We start from the raw sequence: 16,504 nt of genomic DNA on the forward strand, positions 1-16,504 counted from the left end.
GACGTATCCCTCCCGAGGTGGAGGGCGCCCTGGCGCCCGTGAACGCGTCCGCGCGACGCCATCCCCGACCCGCGCTCGTTCGTCGGCCCGCTCGGGTCAGGGTCAGGAACCTGCCAGCCGGTGGGTTGGCCTAAGGTGCTGGCGTGCCTGCGCGACGACGGACCGAACCTGCTGCCGGACGGGCGGCCGTGGCCGCGTGGCTGGGCGGCGACACCTCGCGGCCGGTCGTGACGACGGCGGTGCGGTTCACGCTGGAGGAGCTGGCCGACGTCGCGCCCGGGAACTCGGTGGAGGTGCGGGTGCCGCCCGCCGGGGCCGTGCAGGCCGTGGCCGGGCCGCGGCACACGCGTGGGACGCCTCCCAACGTCGTGGAGACGGACGTCGAGACCTGGCTCGGGCTCGCGACCGGGCGGCTGACGTGGGACGACGCCGTCGGGTCCGGGCGGGTGAGCGCCTCGGGGGAGCGGGCCGACCTGTCCGGGCTGCTGCCGCTCCAGGTCGCCCGGCCCCGCCCCTGACCGGACCGACGAGGCCGGGGAGTCGGCGGGCCCCATGGCGCGCGGGTGTCGGTCCGGTCCGCTACGTTCGGCGGCACCGGGCAGGCACGCACCACGACAGCCGGACGACGACGTCCCGTGACGTGGGGTTCAACAACGGTTCACGCGGGTCTGCTGAGGTGACGTCACCCACGTCCGCCGCGAAGGAGCCACCGTGAGCCCTACCCCTCCCGCCCGTCATCGAGGACCGTTCGCGGCCGCCGCCGCGGCCGCGCTTGTCCTCCCCCTGGGCGCCGCCCTCGCCGCCCCGGCGTCCGCCGCCGTCTCGCCCGACGCCCCCGTCGTCATCGACGAGGTGTACGGGGGCGGCGGCAACAGCGGCGCCGCGTTCAACCAGGACTTCGTCGAGCTGTACAACCCCACGGACGACGCCGTGTCGCTCGAGGGCTGGTCCGTGCAGTACGCGTCCGCGGCCGGCACCTGGGCCAACGGGGCCCAGACGAACCTCTCCGGGGAGATCCCGGCGGGCGGGTCGTTCCTCGTCGCGCAGGCGCTGGGCGGGAACACGGCGCTGCCCGCGCTGCCCGCCCCCGACGTCACCGGCACCATCGCGATGTCCGGCACCGGCGCCAAGGTCGCGCTGGTGCGCTCGACCGACCGCCTCTCCTGCGCGGGCGCCGACTGCGCGGCGGCCGAGGCCGTCGTCGACCTCCTCGGCTGGGGTCCGACCGCCAGCGCCTTCGCGGGCTCGGGGCCGGCGCCCGCGACGACGAACGCGACGTCCGTCGCGCGCCGCGACCACGCGCACACCGCCGACAACGCGGCCGACTTCGCCGCCGGGGCGCCGACGCCGACCGCGAGCGGCACCGACCCGGGCCCGGGCCAGGACGCGACGATCGCCGAGATCCAGGGCACCGGCGCGACGTCGCCGCTGGCCGGGACGACGGTGACGACCACCGGCGTCGTGACCGCCACCTACCCCACGGGCGGCTTCGACGGGCTCTACCTCCAGACCGCGGGCAGCGGCGGTGACCCCGCCGACGACGCGACGCCCGGCGCCTCCGACGCGGTGTTCGTGTACTCCCGCGCCGCCGCGGCCGAGCTCGAGGTCGGCGACCACGTGGAGGTCACGGGGAAGGTCAGCGAGTACTCCGGCCTGACGGAGGTCACCGCCGACGCGTGGACCCTGCTCGACGAGCCTGGTGCCGTCGAGCCGCTCGCCACGACCTGGCCCGCGACCGACGCCGAGCGCGAGGCCCTGGAGGGCATGCTGCTCGCCCCGCAGGGCGACTTCACCGTCACGGACAACTACGACACGAACTTCTACGGCACCATCGGGCTGGCCGCGGGCGACGCGCCGCTGGTCCAGCCGACCACGGCGGGGCGTCCCGGGTCCGTCGAGGCGAAGCAGCAGGCCGAGGACAACGCGGCCCGCGCCGTCCTGCTGGACGACGGCTCGTCGACCAACTACAGCTCGGCCGCGAACTCCTCCCAGCCGCTGCCGTGGCTGACCGGCGGGGACCCGGTCCGCGTCGGCGCCGCCGTGACGTTCACCCGGCCCGTCGTGCTCGACTACCGCTTCGACGCCTGGGGGCTGCAGCCGCAGCACCGGCTCACGCCCGACGTCGCCGCCGACGTCCAGCCCGCCACGTTCGAGGACACGCGCGAGGCGTCGCCGCAGGACGTGGGCGGCACCCTGCAGGTGGGCACGTTCAACGTGCTGAACTACTTCACGACGACCGGCGACCAGCTCACCGGATGCCGGTACTACACCGACCGCGCGGGGGACCCGGTCACCGTCCGTGACGGCTGCGACGCCCGCGGCGCCGCGGAGGCCGAGGACCTGGAGCGGCAGCAGACCAAGATCGTCGCCGCGATCTCCGCCCTGGGGGCGGACGTCGTCGGGCTCGAGGAGATCGAGAACTCCGCGGCGTTCGGCAAGGACCGCGACCAGGCGCTCTCCGACCTCGTGGACGCGCTCGACGCGCACGACGGCGCGGGCACGTGGGCGTACGTCGCGTCCCCGGCCGACCTCCCGGACAGCGAGGACGTGATCCGCACGGCGTTCGTCTACCGGACCGCGGGCGCCGAGCCCGTCGGGGCCTCCCGGATCCTCGACGACCCGGAGGCGTTCGGCAACGCGCGCCAGCCGCTGGCGCAGGTGTTCCAGCCGGCCGGCGGTGTGGACGCGGACCCGGGCGACGACGTCGTGGTCATCACCAACCACTTCAAGTCGAAGGGGTCCGCCGGCCCGTGGCCCGGGGACGAGGACACGGGTGACGGCCAGGGCGCCTCCAACGAGTCGCGCGTGCGGCAGGCGACCGCGCTGGTCGCCTTCGCCGACGACGTCGCGGCGGACGCGGGCACGGACGCCGTGCTGCTCGTGGGCGACCTCAACTCCTACGAGCAGGAGGACCCGGTCGTGGTCCTCACGGACGCCGGCTACACGGACCTCGGGCCCACCACGGGCGAGTACACCTACGCGTTCGACGGCGCGGTCGGCTCGCTCGACCACGCGCTCGCGTCGTCGGGCCTGATCGACCGGGTGACCGGCACCGACATCTGGAACGTCAACGCGTACGAGCCGGTGGCGAACGAGTACAGCCGCTACAACTACAACGCGACGATCCTCTACGACGAGACGCCGTTCCGGTCGTCGGACCACGACCCGCTGCTCGTCGGGCTGGACCTGGTGCCGTCCGCGCCCGCGTGGGAGGCGAAGGCCACCTACGGCAAGGGCGACCGGGTCGCCTTCGAGGGCGGGCTCTTCGAGGCGCTGTGGTGGTCGCGCGGCGACCGCCCCGGGGCGTCGGCGTACGGGCCGTGGGCCGAGGTCGGGGCCCCGGTCGTGACGTCGGCCGGGACCTTCCCGGCGTGGACGGGCACCTGGGTGTACGGCAAGGGCGACGTCGTCGTGCACGACGGGCACCGTTGGCAGGCGCAGTGGTACTCCCGGCACGACGAGCCCGGCGCGACGTCGTGGGGCCCCTGGAAGGACCTGGGAGCCGCCTGACGGGCGGACGTCGGGTGCCGGCAGGTGGCTTAGGCTCGAGGGGTGAGCAGCTCGACCCCCGACCAGGACGCCCCGGCACCCGACGGCGCCACGCCCGACGGCACGCCGCCCGACCGCGAGGCGGCGGCGGAGCAGACCGCGCCGTCGGAGGCGGGGTCGACGACCGATGCCGTGGACGACGTCGAGCAGCCGCAGGACGTGACGCTGCTCGTCGACCCGGACCGCGTACGCCGCGCGCCCAAGTACCCGGTGTTCCTGTGGATCGGCGCGCTGGTGGGCGGTGTCGTCGGGCTGATCTTCTCGACGTGGCTCATCGACGCCACCGACTCGGCCGGCGTCCTGATGAAGCCGGGCGTCTACGTGTCGGTGATGATCTTCGGCGGGATCGCCCTCGGCCTGGGCGTCGGCGGGCTGATCGCGGTGATCTCCGACCGGCGCAGCCTGCGTCGTCGCTGACGCGTCCGGGCAGGTCGACGCACCGGGGCCCTGTGGGATACTCGAGGCATGCCCTTGCGCCCTGACGGCCGCCTGAACCATGACCTCATGCCCGGCGAGAAGGGCCCCCAGGACGCGTGCGGCGTCTTCGGGGTCTGGGCCCCCGGCGAGGAGGTCGCCAAGCTCGCCTACTTCGGCCTGTACGCCCTGCAGCACCGTGGACAGGAGTCCGCGGGCATCGCCACCAGCAACGGTGAGCAGATCCTCGTCTACAAGGACATGGGCCTCGTGTCCCAGGTCTTCGACGAGACTGCGCTCGACGCCCTCACCGGCCACCTCGCGGTCGGCCACTGCCGCTACTCCACCACCGGTGGCGTGACCTGGGAGAACGCCCAGCCGACGCTCGGCGCCACCGCGGGCGGCACCGTCGCCCTCGGGCACAACGGCAACCTCACCAACTCCGCAGAGCTCGTCAACCTGGTGGCCGAGCGCTACGGCGCCCAGCGGCGCGGCGAGCTCGCGCGCGGCAACACCACCGACACGGCGCTCATCACGGCCCTGCTGGCCGGCGACGCCGACCACACCCTCGCGCAGACGGCGCTCGAGGTGCTGCCGAAGCTGCGCGGCGCGTTCTCCCTCGTCTTCATGGACGAGGGCACCCTGTACGCCGCGCGTGACCCGCAGGGCGTGCGCCCGCTGGTCCTGGGCCGCCTGCAGCGCGGCTGGGTGGTCGCGTCGGAGACGCCGGCCCTCGACATCGTGGGTGCGTCGTACGTGCGCGACGTCGAGCCGGGCGAGCTCCTCACCATCGACGCCGACGGCTTGCGCTCCGAGAAGTTCGCCGAGCCGGAGCGCGCGGGCTGCGTCTTCGAGTACGTCTACCTCGCCCGCCCCGACAACACGATCAACGGGCGTTCCGTGCACGCGTCGCGCGTCGAGATGGGCCGCACTCTCGCCCGGGAGCACCCGGTCGAGGCGGACCTCGTCATCCCGACGCCGGAGTCCGGCACGCCGGCCGCCGTCGGGTACGCCGCGGAGTCCGGCATCCCGTTCGGGCAGGGCCTCACCAAGAACGCCTACGTGGGTCGCACGTTCATCCAGCCGTCCGACACGCTGCGCCAGCTCGGCATCCGCCTCAAGCTCAACCCGCTCAAGGAAGTGATCCGCGGCAAGCGCCTCGTCGTCGTCGACGACTCGATCGTGCGGGGCAACACGCAGCGGGCCCTGATCCGCATGCTCCGCGAGGCGGGCGCGGCCGAGGTGCACGTGCGCATCTCGTCGCCGCCGGTGAAGTGGCCGTGCTTCTACGGCATCGACTTCGCGTCGCGCGCGGAGCTCATCGCCAACGGGCTCAGCCCGGACGAGATCGGTCAGTCACTGGGCGCCGACTCCCTCGGCTACATCTCGACCGAGGGCATGATCGCGGCCACCGAGCAGCCGGCGTCCCAGCTGTGCGCCGCCTGCTTCACGGGCAAGTACCCGATCGAGCTCCCCACCGCCGACCAGCTCGGCAAGCATCTCCTCGAGCAGGCCGAGCTTCCGCTCGGCGCGCCGGAGGACGGTCTCCGCACGGTCTCCGTGGGGGCCGGCGGCGGCACCGCGCTCGACCACCCCTGACTGACAGCCGACCCCGCCTGACAGCCGACCGACACAGCCGACGAACGGTGAGCCCCACGTGACGAACGAACCCCTGACCTACGCCGCGGCCGGCGTCGACACCGAGGCCGGCGACAAGGCCGTCGAGCTGATGAAGGACGCCGTGCGCCGCACGCACGGGCCCGCCGTCCTCGGCGGCGTGGGCGGCTTCGCGGGGCTCTTCGACCTCTCGGCGATCCGCGAGTACCGCAAGCCGCTGCTCGCGACGTCGACCGACGGCGTCGGCACCAAGGTCGCGATCGCGCAGGCGCTCGACAAGCACGACACGATCGGCTTCGACCTCGTCGGCATGGTCGTGGACGACATCGTCGTGGTCGGCGCGGAGCCGCTGTTCATGACGGACTACATCGCCACCGGCAAGGTCGTCCCCGAGCGGGTGGCCGACATCGTGCGCGGCATCGCGCAGGCGTGCGAGGTGGCCGGGACGGCCCTCGTGGGCGGCGAGACGGCCGAGCACCCGGGCCTCCTGGCGCCGGACGAGTACGACGTGGCGGGCGCCGCCACCGGCATCGTCGAGGCGGACGCCGTGCTCGGCCCGGAGCGCGTGCGCGCGGGCGACGTGCTGGTCGCGATGGGCTCGAGCGGCCTGCACTCCAACGGCTACTCGCTGGTGCGCGCCGTCGTGAAGCACGCCGGCTGGTCGCTGGACCGCCACGTCGAGGAGTTCGGCCGCACCCTGGGCGAGGAGCTGCTGGAGCCCACCCGGGTCTACGCGCGGGACGTGCTCGCGCTCGCCGAGGACCCGGCCGCGCAGGTGCACGCCGTCACGCACGTGACGGGCGGCGGGCTCGCGGCGAACCTCGCGCGCGTCCTGCCCGCCGGCACGGTGGCGACCGTGGACCGCGCGTCGTGGGAGGTGCCTGCCGTCTTCCGCACCGTCCGGGAGCTCGGCTCCGTGCCGCGGCGCGACCTGGAGAACACGCTCAACCTCGGCGTCGGCATGGTGGCCGTCGTCGGCGCGGACGGCGTCGACGCGGCGCTGGCGACGCTCGCGGCGCGCGGCGTGCCGGCGTGGGTGCTGGGCTCGGTCGAGGACCTGGACCCGGCCACGCCGGCGGAGGACCTGGTCGCCGGGACCAAGGGCGTGCAGGGCGGCGCCGTCCGCCTCACCGGCGACTACCGCTGACCACCCGGCGCGGGGGAGGGGGACCTTCCCCGCGCACGACGAAGGGCCGGACGGCTGCTGCCGTGCGGCCCTTCGCGCGCATCGCCGGAACCCGTGGGACACGGGGTCCGACGCTGGGACTCAGCGCTCGTCGCCCCAGGAGTTGTATCGGTTGTCGTACTCGTCGTCGTCGGAGAAACGATCCTCCGTGGCGACATCCGTGCGACTGCCCTCGCTGCTCCTGAGCTCCTGCTCGAGCGCGTGGTAGTTCGTCTCGGGGCTGTAGTACTTCAGCTCGCGAGCGACCTTAGTCTGCTTTGCCTTCTGACGGCCGCGGCCCATGGCTGAGACCCCCTCAACGTAGGAGCGGGGCTTGCGCCGTCCGTGACGGCGGCCCCGTGCGTAAGTAGTCTGTTCAGACCCCAACGGTACATGCTCGCGCGCCATTCCCTCCACTCCGCGACACGTGCCGCGCGCATCGATGGACGTGGGAGCGGGTGATCCTCGTCGGATGGTGTCTCAGGTCACGAGACCGTCCGGTGCGCGGAGCGGTCCGTGGCGGCCGACGACCGGCAGAACGGACGCACGAGCACGACTCGGTCCATGCCAGGACGATCCGGACGATTTCATCCGGCTCCCAAGTCGCCTCAATCCCGCTTTCTGCACACAATGGATGAGCGAGACCGTGTCCGCACACCGGGCGCCGCCCGGGCCGGTCCGTACCAGGAGGTGCAGGGGATGTCGCTCCACGGAGACTCCGAGGTTCTGCTGACGCCTGCCGAGGTGGCCAGCCTGTTCCGCGTCGACCCGAAGACCGTGACCCGCTGGGCGAAGGCGGGGAAGCTCTCGTCGATCCGTACGCTCGGTGGTCACCGCCGCTACAAGGAGTCGGAGGTGCGCGCGCTGCTCGGCGCCGCCTCCGAGGAGGCGACGCCGGACAAGTAGGGACGTGCTCAGTGGATGCCGCAGCGCTGCTCGAGCGCGGCGGCGTTCAGTGGCGCCGGGCCCTGACGACGACGATCACGACCAGCGCCAGCCCCGCCGCCGCGGCGCCGAGGAGCACCTGGGCGTTGCGCTTGCGCCGCGGGTCGGTGGCGGGGAGACCCCCGCCCGTGACGAACGTGCCGGCGTCGCCGGCCGCCTGCCTGGTCGCCCGTGCGAACTGGTTCGCCTGGTACTTAGGCGACAGTCGTGTCGCGAGCTGGTCGAGGGTCGCGCCGAGCTCCGCGCGGGTGCGGGCCACCTCGTCCTCGAGCTCCCGGGCGGTGGGGGGCGGGGTCCTGTTCTCGGGCGTCGTGGGCTCGGTCACCGGCGCACCCCCTTCTTGATCGTCTCCACGTCTTCCTTGACCCGGTCGATCGTCTCGGGCCGCCGGGCCGCCTTCTTGAGCTGGCCCACCGCGATCGCGACGGCCAGGCCGGCGACGAGCAGCATGGCGACGCCGACGACGAGCGCCGACAGCCACGGGGCCCACACCTCGGACAGGCCGAGGATCCCGGCCCAGATGAGCACGCCCACCGCATACAGCACGATGACGAGCGCCGCGGCGACGAGCCCGATCCCGATGCCGGACCTCTTCGCCTTCTCCGTCATCTCGGCCTTGGCGAGCGCCACCTCGGCGCGCACGAGCCGGGTGGTCTGTTCCGACAGCTGCTCCACGAGCCGACCCATGGAGGGTGGCTGCTCGGCGGGCGGCGTGCGTCCGTCGTCCCAGTCCGTCATCGGCTGCTCCGATCCTGCGTGTGGTGATCGTCCGTGCGGTCCCACTCAACCCGTCCCCGCTGGTCCAGGCAATTCCTGGCGCAAAACGACGAGACCCCCACGCCCGGGGCGTGGGGGTCTCGATGGTGGCTCCGACCGGCGTCGATCCGGTGACCTTTCGATTTTCAGTCGAACGCTCTACCAACTGAGCTACAGAGCCTTGGACACGAACGCCCGGGCGCCGTTTCCGACGAACCGGGCGCATCATGCGCGACCCTGACGGGACTTGAACCCGCGACCTCCGCCGTGACAGGGCGGCGCGCTAACCAACTGCGCTACAGGGCCATGGTGGGGAGTGGACTCCCACCGAGGAAGCTCGTTTCGAGCCGAGAAGAAGCGTACCCCATGCTCGCCGGGATCTTGAAATCGGATCCTGACCAGCAAGGACGCGCCGTTTCGCGGGGCTGCCGACGCTGCCGGCGTCCCCGCGGACGTACCCCCAACGGGATTCGAACCCGTGCTACCGCCGTGAAAGGGCGGGGTCCTAGGCCGCTAGACGATGGGGGCTGGACCCGGCAAGCATACCCAGCCGTCCGGGACGGTCCTCGCCCCGTCGTGGGCGAGGATGGGACCCGTGGTGGAGATGACGCGCGAGGAGTTCGAGGACGCCGTCCGGGACGGCCTCGACCAGGTCCCGGCCGACCTGGCGGCGATGATGGACAACGTCGTGGTCCTCGTGGAGGACGACGCCCCCGCCGACGATCCCGAGCTCCTCGGGCTGTACGAGGGGGTGCCGCTGACGGAGCGGGGGCTGCACTGGGCCGCGGGCTCGCTCCCGGACCGGATCACCGTGTACCGCCACCCGACCCTCGCCATCTGCGACACGCGCGACGACGTCGTCGAGGAGGTCGCCATCACCGTGGTGCACGAGATCGCCCACCACTTCGGGATCGACGACGACCGGTTGCACGAGCTCGGCTGGGCCTGAGCCGCTCCCCGACCGACGACGACGGACCCGTGACGCACGGGTCGTCACGGGTCCGTCGGGGACGTGCTGCGGGGGAGCGTCGAGGCTCAGGGGCGGTACTCCCAGTGCCAGGCCTCGGGCTTGCGGCCGTCGGCCTGGGCCCAGGCGGGGTTCTTCCACCCGAACTTCGCCGCGTTCGCGACCAACCACCGGTGCTGCGCGCTCGAGCGCTCCTCCACGCCGCCGTTGAGGTCGACGGCGATGCCCCAGCCGTGGTCCGAGTAGCCGGGCACGGCGGCGAGGTAGCCGCGGCTCGCCTTGACCGACACCTGCGACTCGTAGGAGCGGTAGGAGTCGCGGATCTGCAGGTGCTCGCCGAAGCGTGCCCGGTAGGCGGCGTCGAGGCGCTCGAGCTGCTCGGCCGCGTCGCGACGCAGGGACTCGCCCGACGCGAAGGACAACCCCTTGAGGTCGGCGGACGCGAGGCGACCGTTCTCGTACCCCTCGGTGTCGTCCGCGAACTGCTTGAGGGAGCCGGCGGCCTTGCGGGCCGCCGCGGCCTGCGCGTCCAGGACCTCGGCCGGCGTCGCGGGGGCGGGCGTGATGCTGATCGCGCTCGTGTCGGTCTTCTCGATCAGGGTGGTGAGGTCCTCGGTCGCGTCGGTGACGTCGGCCGCGCCCTGCCCGCGGACGTCGAGCGCGGTGCGCTCGCCGGCGCGCGACGCCGCCTCCCCGCCGGAGCGGTCGGACACGACGTCGCGCAGGTGCGCCGCGCTCTTCGCGACGGCCTTGCGCTGCTTGGCGGGGACGCCGAGGGACTCGGTCGTCACCTGGTCCGCGCGGGCGAGCGCCTCCTGGGCGGCGGAGAGCGCCTCGTCGCCGGACGCGGCGGCGCTCTTCGCGGCGCCCTTCGACGCGGCCTGCTCGGTGTCGGCCTTCGCCGCGCCCGAGCCCGCGGTGTCCGAGCCGACGGCGCCCGACGTCGCGCCCGCGGCGCCCGACAGCGCGGGCCGCATGATCGCCGTCGTGGCTGAGGTGGTCGGGGACACGATGCCGAACGTCCCGGTCTCGATGGTGCCCACCGAGGACGAGCCCTGGTCGGTCGACCCCGCGGTCCGGGTCTCCCCGGAGGCGGACGAGTTGCCGGTGAGGACCACCCCGGTCGTCAGCGCCATCACGGTGAGCGCGACGGGGACGCCGGCGTGCACGGCGCGGCGCCCGAGGCGCGGCGTCGTGGGACGGGCGGCGGGCTCCGCGGCGCGGCGCTGCCGGGCCGGGCGGTGGATGTCGCGGCGCCGGGGCAGGGGCGCAGGGGTGTGCTCGGTCGTGTGCTCGGTCATGGGAGAAGGTCCTCGGGGGTCGGGAGCTCGAACCTGTCGGGAGCTCGCACCGGTCGGAAGCTCGTTCCATCTTCAACCGTTTCAACCGGTGCTCCGGGCCAACGAGGGGACCAGACGACACGAATCCGGTGCGGGCCGCGAGGACGAGATGTGAAGGACGGGACATCCCGGCGAAACCCCGGGCCGCGCGCCGGGGCGCCCGGATGGTGGGACGCGCCGTCCCGCGCGCCCGCGCCGCCGGGCCCGGGAGGCCGCGCGCACCCCAGGATGCTCGGATGACTTCCGCACCCGTGACGGTCGCGATCCACCGCGCCGTCAGCCCCGACCGCGTCCCCGAGGTCACCGCCTGGGTGCAGTCCGGCGTCCGGCTCGCGAACCGTTGGGACGGCTTCCTCGGCTCGGGCTGGATCCGCGCCTCCGAGGGTGCCGCGGACTGGATCATGCTCTACCGGTTCGCCGACGCCGCCCGGCTCGAGGCGTGGGAGGAGTCGCCGGAGCGTCGGCGCTGGCTCGCCGCCGGTGAGGGCCTGGTCGAGGAGCGCCGCGTCGAGAGGCGCACCGGCATCGAGGGGTGGTTCGACCCGCCCGTGCGGCAGGACGAGCCCACCGGGCCGCCCCTGCTGGCCGCGCCGCCGCGGTGGAAGCAGTCCGTGGCCATCTGGCTCGGCTTCTTCCCGGTGAACCTCGCGTTCACCGTGCTGGTGGGCTGGCTCGTGCCGCCGTTCGCCGACCTGCACGTCGTGCTGCGCGTGCTCGTCTCGACGCTGGTGCTCACGCCGATCATGTCGTTCTGGGTGCTGCCCTGGGTGACCGGGCGTCTGTCGGGCTGGCTGCACGCGCCGCGGCGCTGAGCCGCGGCCGGCGCGTCAGCCCCGGGCGGGGACGTGCGCCGTCGCGAGCCACTCGCGCAGGGCGGCCGGGCGGTCGGTGATGATGCCGTCCACGCCGGCGTCCACGAGCAGGCGCCAGGTCGCCTCGTCGTTCGCGGTCCAGCCGAAGACCCGCAGCCCCGCGTCGTGCGCGGCGGGGACCAGGCCCGGGTCGTCGGCGATCAGCGCCGCCCCGGGGCTCACGGCGGCCGCGTCGAGCTCGCCGAGCAGCGCGGGCAGGCTCTCGCGCGGGTGCTCGACCAGCAGCGACCGCGGCACCTGCGGCGCGACGTCGCGCAGGGCGGCGACCGTCACCGGGTCGAAGCCCTGGACGACGAGGTGGCCGGCGAGCTCGGGCGCGTCGAGCACGCGCATCGTCACGGCGACGTCCTCGGCGCTCCAGCGGCCCTTGTACTCGCACAGGACGCCCAGGCCGGGATGCCGCGCGACGAGCTCGAGCACCTCGGCCAGGGTGGGGATGCGCTGCCCGGCGAACTCCGGGCCGAACCACGAGCCGGCGTCGAGGGCCTGCAGCTCGTCCCGGGTGCGGCCCCGGACCTCGCCGTTGCCGTCGGTGGTCGCGTCGACCGTGCCGTCGTGGATGACCATCGGGACGCCGTCGGCGCTGAGGTGGACGTCGATCTCGATCATCGCGGCGCCCGCCTCCCCGGCGGCGTCGAAGGCCGCCAGCGTGTTCTGCGGGGCGTCGGCGGAGGCGCCCCGATGGGCGATGACGACGGGGGCCTGGGCGCGGACGGGCACGGAGCTCCTTCGGGCGACGACGACCTGCGACGGTGACGTGCAGGGGTGGGCCCCCAGGGGCTCGAACCCTGAACCCGCGGATTAAAAGTCCGCTGCTCTGCCAGTTGAGCTAGAGGCCCGCCGCCGTCCGCCCGGAGGTCGGTAGCGGCTGCGGGACAGCGTACGCGGGGCCGCGGGCGTCCCGTGCGCACCGGACCGCGCCGCCGCCCGTGATGCCACCCGCGACGCCATCGGGAAAGTCACGATCCGGTCACGGAGGGCAACCTATCGACGCGCGGGGACGGCTGTCACGCGGGGTCTCACCCACCGGGAGATCTCGTCCCGATCGCGTCTCATCGTTGCGCCGGGCCCCCTCCTGCTGTTTCGGTGGACGGGTTCGCAAGGACCGACGAGAGGAGCGTCCATGCTCACCGTGACCGACAACGCCCGTACCGCCGTCGAGGACCTCGCCCAGCAGGCAGGAGTGCCGGACGAGGGCGGGCTGCGGATCGCGCAGTCCGCCGGCCAGCCCGGCAACTTCGAGCTCGCGCTCGTCCCGGCTCCCCAGCCCGACGACCAGGTGGTCGACGAGGAGGGCGGCACGCACGTCTTCGTCGAGGCGCAGGCCGCGCCCGCCCTCGACACGCTGACCCTCGACACCGACCCTGCCGCGCAGGGTCCGGGATTCGTGCTCACGCCCCAGGCGTGACGTCCGGGCGGGTGCACCGCGCGTCCCGAGGGCGCGCCGCCCCCGCCTGACCGGTCCTCCGACGGCCGGGCAGGGAGATCGCTCGGTGCCCGGCCGTCGTCGCGCCGGGAACGGCATGGCCGTGGGAGTGGCGTCCAAGGCCCGGTTGCGCCATCGTGTGGTGCCGCGACCCCCGCGGCACCGACGGAGGTGACCTGTGTCCGACCCCGCCGCGCCGCCCGACGCACCTCGCGCAGCGCGAACGACAGCACCGCGCTGCAGGCCCTCGCGCGGGCCGGCTACGTCGCGTCCGGCGTGCTGCACCTGCTCCTCGGCTGGTTGGCCGTCCGCCTGGCCTTCGGGTCCTCAGGAGGGAACGCCGACCAGCAGGGCGCCCTGCGTGAGCTGGCCGACGCCCCGGGCGGCGCGCTGCTCCTGTGGCTGACGGCGGTGGGCTTCGCCGGCCTCGCCCTGTGGCAGCTCACCGAGGCGGTGGCGGGCGTGCCCGGGACGGACAAGGCGAAGCAGGTCGGTGCCCGGGCCAAGGCCGCGGCGAAGGCCGTCCTGTACGGGGTGCTCGCCGGCACCGCGGTGCGGGTCGCGACCGGGTCGTCCGGCGGTGGCTCCGAGGAGGGGCTCACCGCCGACCTCATGCGCGCCCCCGCGGGCCGGTGGCTCGTCGCGGTGGTCGGCCTCGTGATCGTCGGGGTGGGCGTCTTCCACGTCGTCAAGGGGTGGCGGAAGTCGTTCCGTGACGACCTGCGCGCGACCGGGGGCGGCGGCGTCGGACAGGCGGTCGTGCGGCTCGGCCAGGTCGGCTACATGGCCAAGGGGATCGCGCTCGGCGTCCTCGGCGGCCTCTTCGTGGCGGCCGCCGTCACGGCCGACCCCGAGAAGGCGGGCGGCCTGGACGACGCGCTGCGCACGATCCGCGAGCAGCCGTTCGGGGTCGTGCTGCTCGTCGCGACGGGCCTGGGCATCGCGGCCTACGGCGTGTACTCGTTCGCGCGGGCTCGGTACGCGCGGCTGTGACGCGTCGGCGGGGAGCCGTCGTCAGGTCGCGGGCTCCACGATCCAGGTCGCGCCGAGCAGCAGGCAGCCGACGGTGACGAGCAGGAAGACCACGACCCACAGGATGCCGGTCGTCCGGGTCAGGGTCGCGAGCTGGTCGGCGTCGGACCGCCGCGCCCGACCCCGGGACCGCTGGGCCTGGAGCTCGAGCACGGGGCGCACCGACCCGATCAGCAGGAACCACGTCACCGCGTAGGCGACCGTCGCCTGCGCGGCGGGCTCGAGCCACCACGAGACCGCGACGAGCGCGGCGCCGGAGACGAGGATCGACCAGAGGCCGAACCAGTTGCGGATCTTCAGCAGCAGGAGGGCGAGCAGCAGCACGAGCAGCCACAGCAGCCCCACCGCGTAGCCGTGCCGCAGCAGCCAGGCGGCGCCGAGCCCTGTCAGGCCGGGGCCGACGTACCCGGCGAACGCCGTGACGATCATCCCGAACCCGCGCGGACGCCCGGCGGACACCGTGAGCCCGGAGGTGTCGGAGTGCAGCCGGATGGCGTCCAGGCGGCGCCCGGTGAGCATGGCGGCGACGGCGTGCGCGCCCTCGTGCGCGATCGTCACGACGTGCCGTGCCACCCGCCACACGGGGGACACGAGCACGACGGCGAGCGCGGCGAGGCCCGCGGCCAGCACCACCGGCTGCGCCGGCGGCGGCACGGGGGTGGTGGCGGCCGTCCAGATCTGCGTCAGTACGTCGCCGACGGTCGCGAGGAAGTCGTCCACGGCGGCCATTCCACCATGCGCCCCTGAGAGGTCGGGTGGTCGACCCGGGCGCCTGTCGTGAGAGACTGGGGGCAGGTGGCTGCGCGTTGCGCGCCCCGCGTCGTGGAGATCCCCCCGGATTGCGTGCGGCGGACCCCGACCCCGACGTCCGAGACGTCCCTGCCCGAGAGGCCCTTTTTCTTGACTACCTTTGCCGACTTCGGCCTGCCCGCCCCTGTCGTCCGCCAGCTGACGGACCAGGGCATCACCACCCCCTTCCCGATCCAGACGGCGTCGCTGCCGGACACGCTGGCCGGCACCGACGTGCTCGGCCGCGGCCGCACCGGCTCCGGCAAGACGCTCGCGTTCTCGCTGCCCGTCGTCACGCGTCTGGCGACGTCCGCGGCGAAGGCCGCCGCCGCGGGCCGCCCGCGTCGTCGGCCCGGCCGCCCGCGGGCGCTCGTGCTCTGCCCGACCCGCGAGCTCGCCAACCAGATCAACGCCACGATGGAGCCGCTCGCGAAGGCCCTCGGCCTCGTGACGACCACCGTCTTCGGCGGCGTCGCCCAGTCCCGCCAGGTCACCGCCCTGAACGCCGGGGTCGACGTGCTCATCGCGTGCCCCGGCCGCCTCGAGGACCTGCTCGGCCAGAAGCACCTCACGCTGGACGAGGTCGAGATCACGGTGCTCGACGAGGCCGACCACATGGCCGACCTCGGCTTCCTGCCCGGCGTGAAGCGGATCATGGACCGCACGCCCACCGTGGGCCAGCGCCTGCTGTTCTCCGCGACGCTGGACAACGGCGTCGACGTGCTCGTGAGGCGCTACCTCAAGAACCCGGTGACCCACTCCGTGGACGAGGCCGCCGCCCCGCCGCCGCAGATGACGCACCACATCCTCGCCGTGGCGGACGCCGACGCGAAGAAGCACGTGGTCCACGCGCTCGCGTCCGGCACCGGCCGTCGCGTGCTGTTCACCCGCACCAAGCACCAGGCGAAGAAGCTCGCCAAGCAGCTCACCGGCGCGGGCGTCCCCGCCGTCGACCTGCACGGCAACCTCGGCCAGGGCGCGCGCGAGCGCAACCTCGCGGCGTTCTCCTCCGGGGACGTCAAGGTGCTCGTCGCCACCGACATCGCCGCGCGCGGCATCCACGTCGACGACGTCGAGCTCGTCGTGCACGTGGACCCGCCCGCCGAGCACAAGGCGTACCTGCACCGCTCGGGCCGCACGGCCCGCGCCGGGTCCGGCGGCGACGTCGTCACCGTGATGCTGCCCGAGCAGCGCGGCGACGTCCGCGACCTCACGCGCAAGGCGAAGATCGACGCCCGCCCGCAGCCCGTGGCCCCGGGCGACGCGACCGTCACCGCGCTGGTCGGCGAGGTCGCGCCGTACGTGACGCCGCCCGCCCCGACGGCGCCGCAGCAGCCGCAGCGCCGCAAGGGCGGCGGCCAGCAGCAGGGCGGCCAGCGCGGACGTGGCTCGGGCGGCGACGCGCAGCGCGGGCAGGGGCAGCGCGCCCAGGTGCAGCAGGGGCAGCAGGGCCAGCGCTCGCAGGCGCAGCCCGCGTCGTCCGGCGGCCGCGCTCCGCAGACGGTCCGGGCGGACGGGTCCGCACCGGCCCGTCGCCGGCGCCGCCGCGGCGGCCGCGGCCGCGGACAGGGCGGCTCGGCGCCCGCGGCCTGAGCCGGCCGAGCGCCCGGCCTGTGCACGGCGGCCGCTCGA

17 protein-coding genes and 4 tRNA genes are annotated in these 16,504 nt (G+C 74.2%); 11 read left to right on the forward strand and 10 right to left on the reverse strand.

The window, feature by feature from the left end; all coding sequences use genetic code 11:
• Positions 1-143 precede the first annotated feature (143 nt).
• The 5 genes from ACFQ80_RS15470 to purM all read left to right on the forward strand — a co-directional run bounded on the left by ACFQ80_RS15470 (position 144) and on the right by purM (position 6,727).
• The gene (locus tag ACFQ80_RS15470; protein WP_430564279.1) at positions 144-518 is read left to right on the forward strand and encodes a sterol carrier family protein; all 375 of its coding nucleotides are present in this window, start codon (positions 144-146) and stop codon (positions 516-518) included.
• Positions 519-711: 193 nt separating this feature from the next.
• Positions 712-3,510, forward strand: a complete 2,799-nt coding sequence (locus ACFQ80_RS15475; protein WP_430564280.1) for an ExeM/NucH family extracellular endonuclease — start codon at positions 712-714, stop codon at positions 3,508-3,510.
• 42 nt (positions 3,511-3,552) lie between these two features.
• On the forward strand, positions 3,553-3,966 hold the full coding sequence (locus tag ACFQ80_RS15480) for a hypothetical protein (protein ID WP_430552131.1): 414 nt from the start codon (positions 3,553-3,555) through the stop codon (positions 3,964-3,966).
• Positions 3,967-4,014: 48 nt separating this feature from the next.
• Positions 4,015-5,562 (forward strand): amidophosphoribosyltransferase, encoded by a 1,548-nt coding sequence (gene purF / locus ACFQ80_RS15485; RefSeq protein WP_429766003.1) that lies wholly within the window; start codon positions 4,015-4,017, stop codon positions 5,560-5,562.
• 58 nt (positions 5,563-5,620) lie between these two features.
• Positions 5,621-6,727, forward strand: a complete 1,107-nt coding sequence (purM, locus tag ACFQ80_RS15490) for a phosphoribosylformylglycinamidine cyclo-ligase (RefSeq protein ID WP_430552129.1) — start codon at positions 5,621-5,623, stop codon at positions 6,725-6,727.
• Positions 6,728-6,847: 120 nt separating this feature from the next.
• Here the strand turns inward: purM and ACFQ80_RS15495 are convergent, their stop codons facing one another.
• Complete coding sequence (locus ACFQ80_RS15495; protein ID WP_430552128.1) at positions 6,848-7,048, reverse strand: DUF3073 domain-containing protein; 201 nt, start codon at positions 7,046-7,048, stop codon at positions 6,848-6,850.
• A 396-nt stretch (positions 7,049-7,444) separates the two neighbouring features.
• Between ACFQ80_RS15495 and ACFQ80_RS15500 the strand changes: the two genes are divergently transcribed.
• Positions 7,445-7,651 carry a BldC family transcriptional regulator gene (locus ACFQ80_RS15500; protein WP_079575713.1) on the forward strand — a complete coding sequence of 69 codons (207 nt, stop codon included), beginning with the start codon at positions 7,445-7,447 and terminating at the stop codon, positions 7,649-7,651.
• 46 nt (positions 7,652-7,697) lie between these two features.
• Here ACFQ80_RS15500 and ACFQ80_RS15505 read toward each other — a convergent pair whose 3' ends face one another.
• From ACFQ80_RS15505 to ACFQ80_RS15525, 5 genes are all read right to left on the reverse strand, one after another.
• A complete protein-coding gene (locus tag ACFQ80_RS15505; RefSeq protein ID WP_430564281.1) occupies positions 7,698-8,015 on the reverse strand; it encodes a DUF3618 domain-containing protein in 318 nt (105 codons plus the stop codon).
• On the reverse strand, positions 8,012-8,428 hold the full coding sequence (locus tag ACFQ80_RS15510) for a phage holin family protein (RefSeq protein ID WP_430552126.1): 417 nt from the start codon (positions 8,426-8,428) through the stop codon (positions 8,012-8,014). Before ACFQ80_RS15510 ends, ACFQ80_RS15505 begins: the two co-directional genes overlap by 4 nt.
• 123 nt (positions 8,429-8,551) lie before the next feature.
• Positions 8,552-8,627, reverse strand: a tRNA-Phe gene (locus ACFQ80_RS15515).
• A gap of 51 nt (positions 8,628-8,678) precedes the next feature.
• Positions 8,679-8,752 (reverse strand) — tRNA-Asp (locus ACFQ80_RS15520).
• 149 nt (positions 8,753-8,901) lie between these two features.
• Positions 8,902-8,974, reverse strand: a tRNA-Glu gene (locus tag ACFQ80_RS15525).
• Between the two features lie 58 nt (positions 8,975-9,032).
• Between ACFQ80_RS15525 and ACFQ80_RS15530 the strand changes: the two genes are divergently transcribed.
• Positions 9,033-9,395: a metallopeptidase family protein gene (locus tag ACFQ80_RS15530; protein ID WP_430564282.1), complete on the forward strand. Its 363-nt coding sequence runs from the start codon at positions 9,033-9,035 to the stop codon at positions 9,393-9,395.
• A gap of 86 nt (positions 9,396-9,481) precedes the next feature.
• On the opposite strand, the gene ACFQ80_RS15535 is transcribed toward ACFQ80_RS15530, so the two are convergent.
• Positions 9,482-10,714, reverse strand: coding sequence for a M15 family metallopeptidase (locus tag ACFQ80_RS15535; RefSeq protein ID WP_430564283.1), 1,233 nt, complete (start codon positions 10,712-10,714; stop codon positions 9,482-9,484).
• Positions 10,715-10,989: 275 nt separating this feature from the next.
• Between ACFQ80_RS15535 and ACFQ80_RS15540 the strand changes: the two genes are divergently transcribed.
• Complete coding sequence (locus ACFQ80_RS15540) at positions 10,990-11,565, forward strand: antibiotic biosynthesis monooxygenase (protein WP_430552123.1); 576 nt, start codon at positions 10,990-10,992, stop codon at positions 11,563-11,565.
• A gap of 15 nt (positions 11,566-11,580) precedes the next feature.
• Here the strand turns inward: ACFQ80_RS15540 and ACFQ80_RS15545 are convergent, their stop codons facing one another.
• Positions 11,581-12,345: a glycerophosphodiester phosphodiesterase gene (locus tag ACFQ80_RS15545; protein ID WP_430564284.1), complete on the reverse strand. Its 765-nt coding sequence runs from the start codon at positions 12,343-12,345 to the stop codon at positions 11,581-11,583.
• 46 nt (positions 12,346-12,391) lie between these two features.
• Positions 12,392-12,464 (reverse strand) — tRNA-Lys (locus tag ACFQ80_RS15550).
• 284 nt (positions 12,465-12,748) lie between these two features.
• Here ACFQ80_RS15550 and ACFQ80_RS15555 point away from each other — a divergent pair.
• Both ACFQ80_RS15555 and ACFQ80_RS15560 read left to right on the forward strand, forming a co-directional pair.
• Complete coding sequence (locus ACFQ80_RS15555; RefSeq protein WP_430552121.1) at positions 12,749-13,033, forward strand: iron-sulfur cluster biosynthesis family protein; 285 nt, start codon at positions 12,749-12,751, stop codon at positions 13,031-13,033.
• Between the two features lie 189 nt (positions 13,034-13,222).
• Entirely contained in the window at positions 13,223-14,044 is an 822-nt protein-coding gene (locus tag ACFQ80_RS15560) for a DUF1206 domain-containing protein (RefSeq protein WP_430564285.1), read from the forward strand.
• Positions 14,045-14,065: 21 nt separating this feature from the next.
• Here ACFQ80_RS15560 and ACFQ80_RS15565 read toward each other — a convergent pair whose 3' ends face one another.
• On the reverse strand, positions 14,066-14,812 hold the full coding sequence (locus tag ACFQ80_RS15565; protein WP_430552119.1) for a M50 family metallopeptidase: 747 nt from the start codon (positions 14,810-14,812) through the stop codon (positions 14,066-14,068).
• Between the two features lie 171 nt (positions 14,813-14,983).
• Between ACFQ80_RS15565 and ACFQ80_RS15570 the strand changes: the two genes are divergently transcribed.
• Positions 14,984-16,465: a DEAD/DEAH box helicase gene (locus ACFQ80_RS15570; RefSeq protein WP_430552118.1), complete on the forward strand. Its 1,482-nt coding sequence runs from the start codon at positions 14,984-14,986 to the stop codon at positions 16,463-16,465.
• Positions 16,466-16,504: the final 39 nt, after the last annotated feature.

It is taken from the genome of Isoptericola sp. NPDC056578 (assembly GCF_042793275.1).
In the GTDB taxonomy this organism is placed as follows: domain Bacteria; phylum Actinomycetota; class Actinomycetes; order Actinomycetales; family Cellulomonadaceae; genus Isoptericola.

Excerpts from the sequence above, each read along its gene's own strand:
- purF (WP_429766003.1), top strand. The coding sequence starts at position 4,015 with ATGCCCTTGCGCCCTGACGGCCGCCTGAACCATGACCTCATGCCCGGC.
- ACFQ80_RS15495 (WP_430552128.1), bottom strand. The coding sequence starts at position 7,048 with ATGGGCCGCGGCCGTCAGAAGGCAAAGCAGACTAAGGTCGCTCGCGAG.
- ACFQ80_RS15500 (WP_079575713.1), top strand. The coding sequence starts at position 7,445 with ATGTCGCTCCACGGAGACTCCGAGGTTCTGCTGACGCCTGCCGAGGTG.
- ACFQ80_RS15510 (WP_430552126.1), bottom strand. The coding sequence starts at position 8,428 with ATGACGGACTGGGACGACGGACGCACGCCGCCCGCCGAGCAGCCACCC.
- ACFQ80_RS15530 (WP_430564282.1), top strand. The coding sequence starts at position 9,033 with ATGGGACCCGTGGTGGAGATGACGCGCGAGGAGTTCGAGGACGCCGTC.
- ACFQ80_RS15535 (WP_430564283.1), bottom strand. The coding sequence starts at position 10,714 with ATGACCGAGCACACGACCGAGCACACCCCTGCGCCCCTGCCCCGGCGC.
- ACFQ80_RS15540 (WP_430552123.1), top strand. The coding sequence starts at position 10,990 with ATGACTTCCGCACCCGTGACGGTCGCGATCCACCGCGCCGTCAGCCCC.
- ACFQ80_RS15555 (WP_430552121.1), top strand. The coding sequence starts at position 12,749 with ATGCTCACCGTGACCGACAACGCCCGTACCGCCGTCGAGGACCTCGCC.
- ACFQ80_RS15565 (WP_430552119.1), bottom strand. The coding sequence starts at position 14,812 with ATGGCCGCCGTGGACGACTTCCTCGCGACCGTCGGCGACGTACTGACG.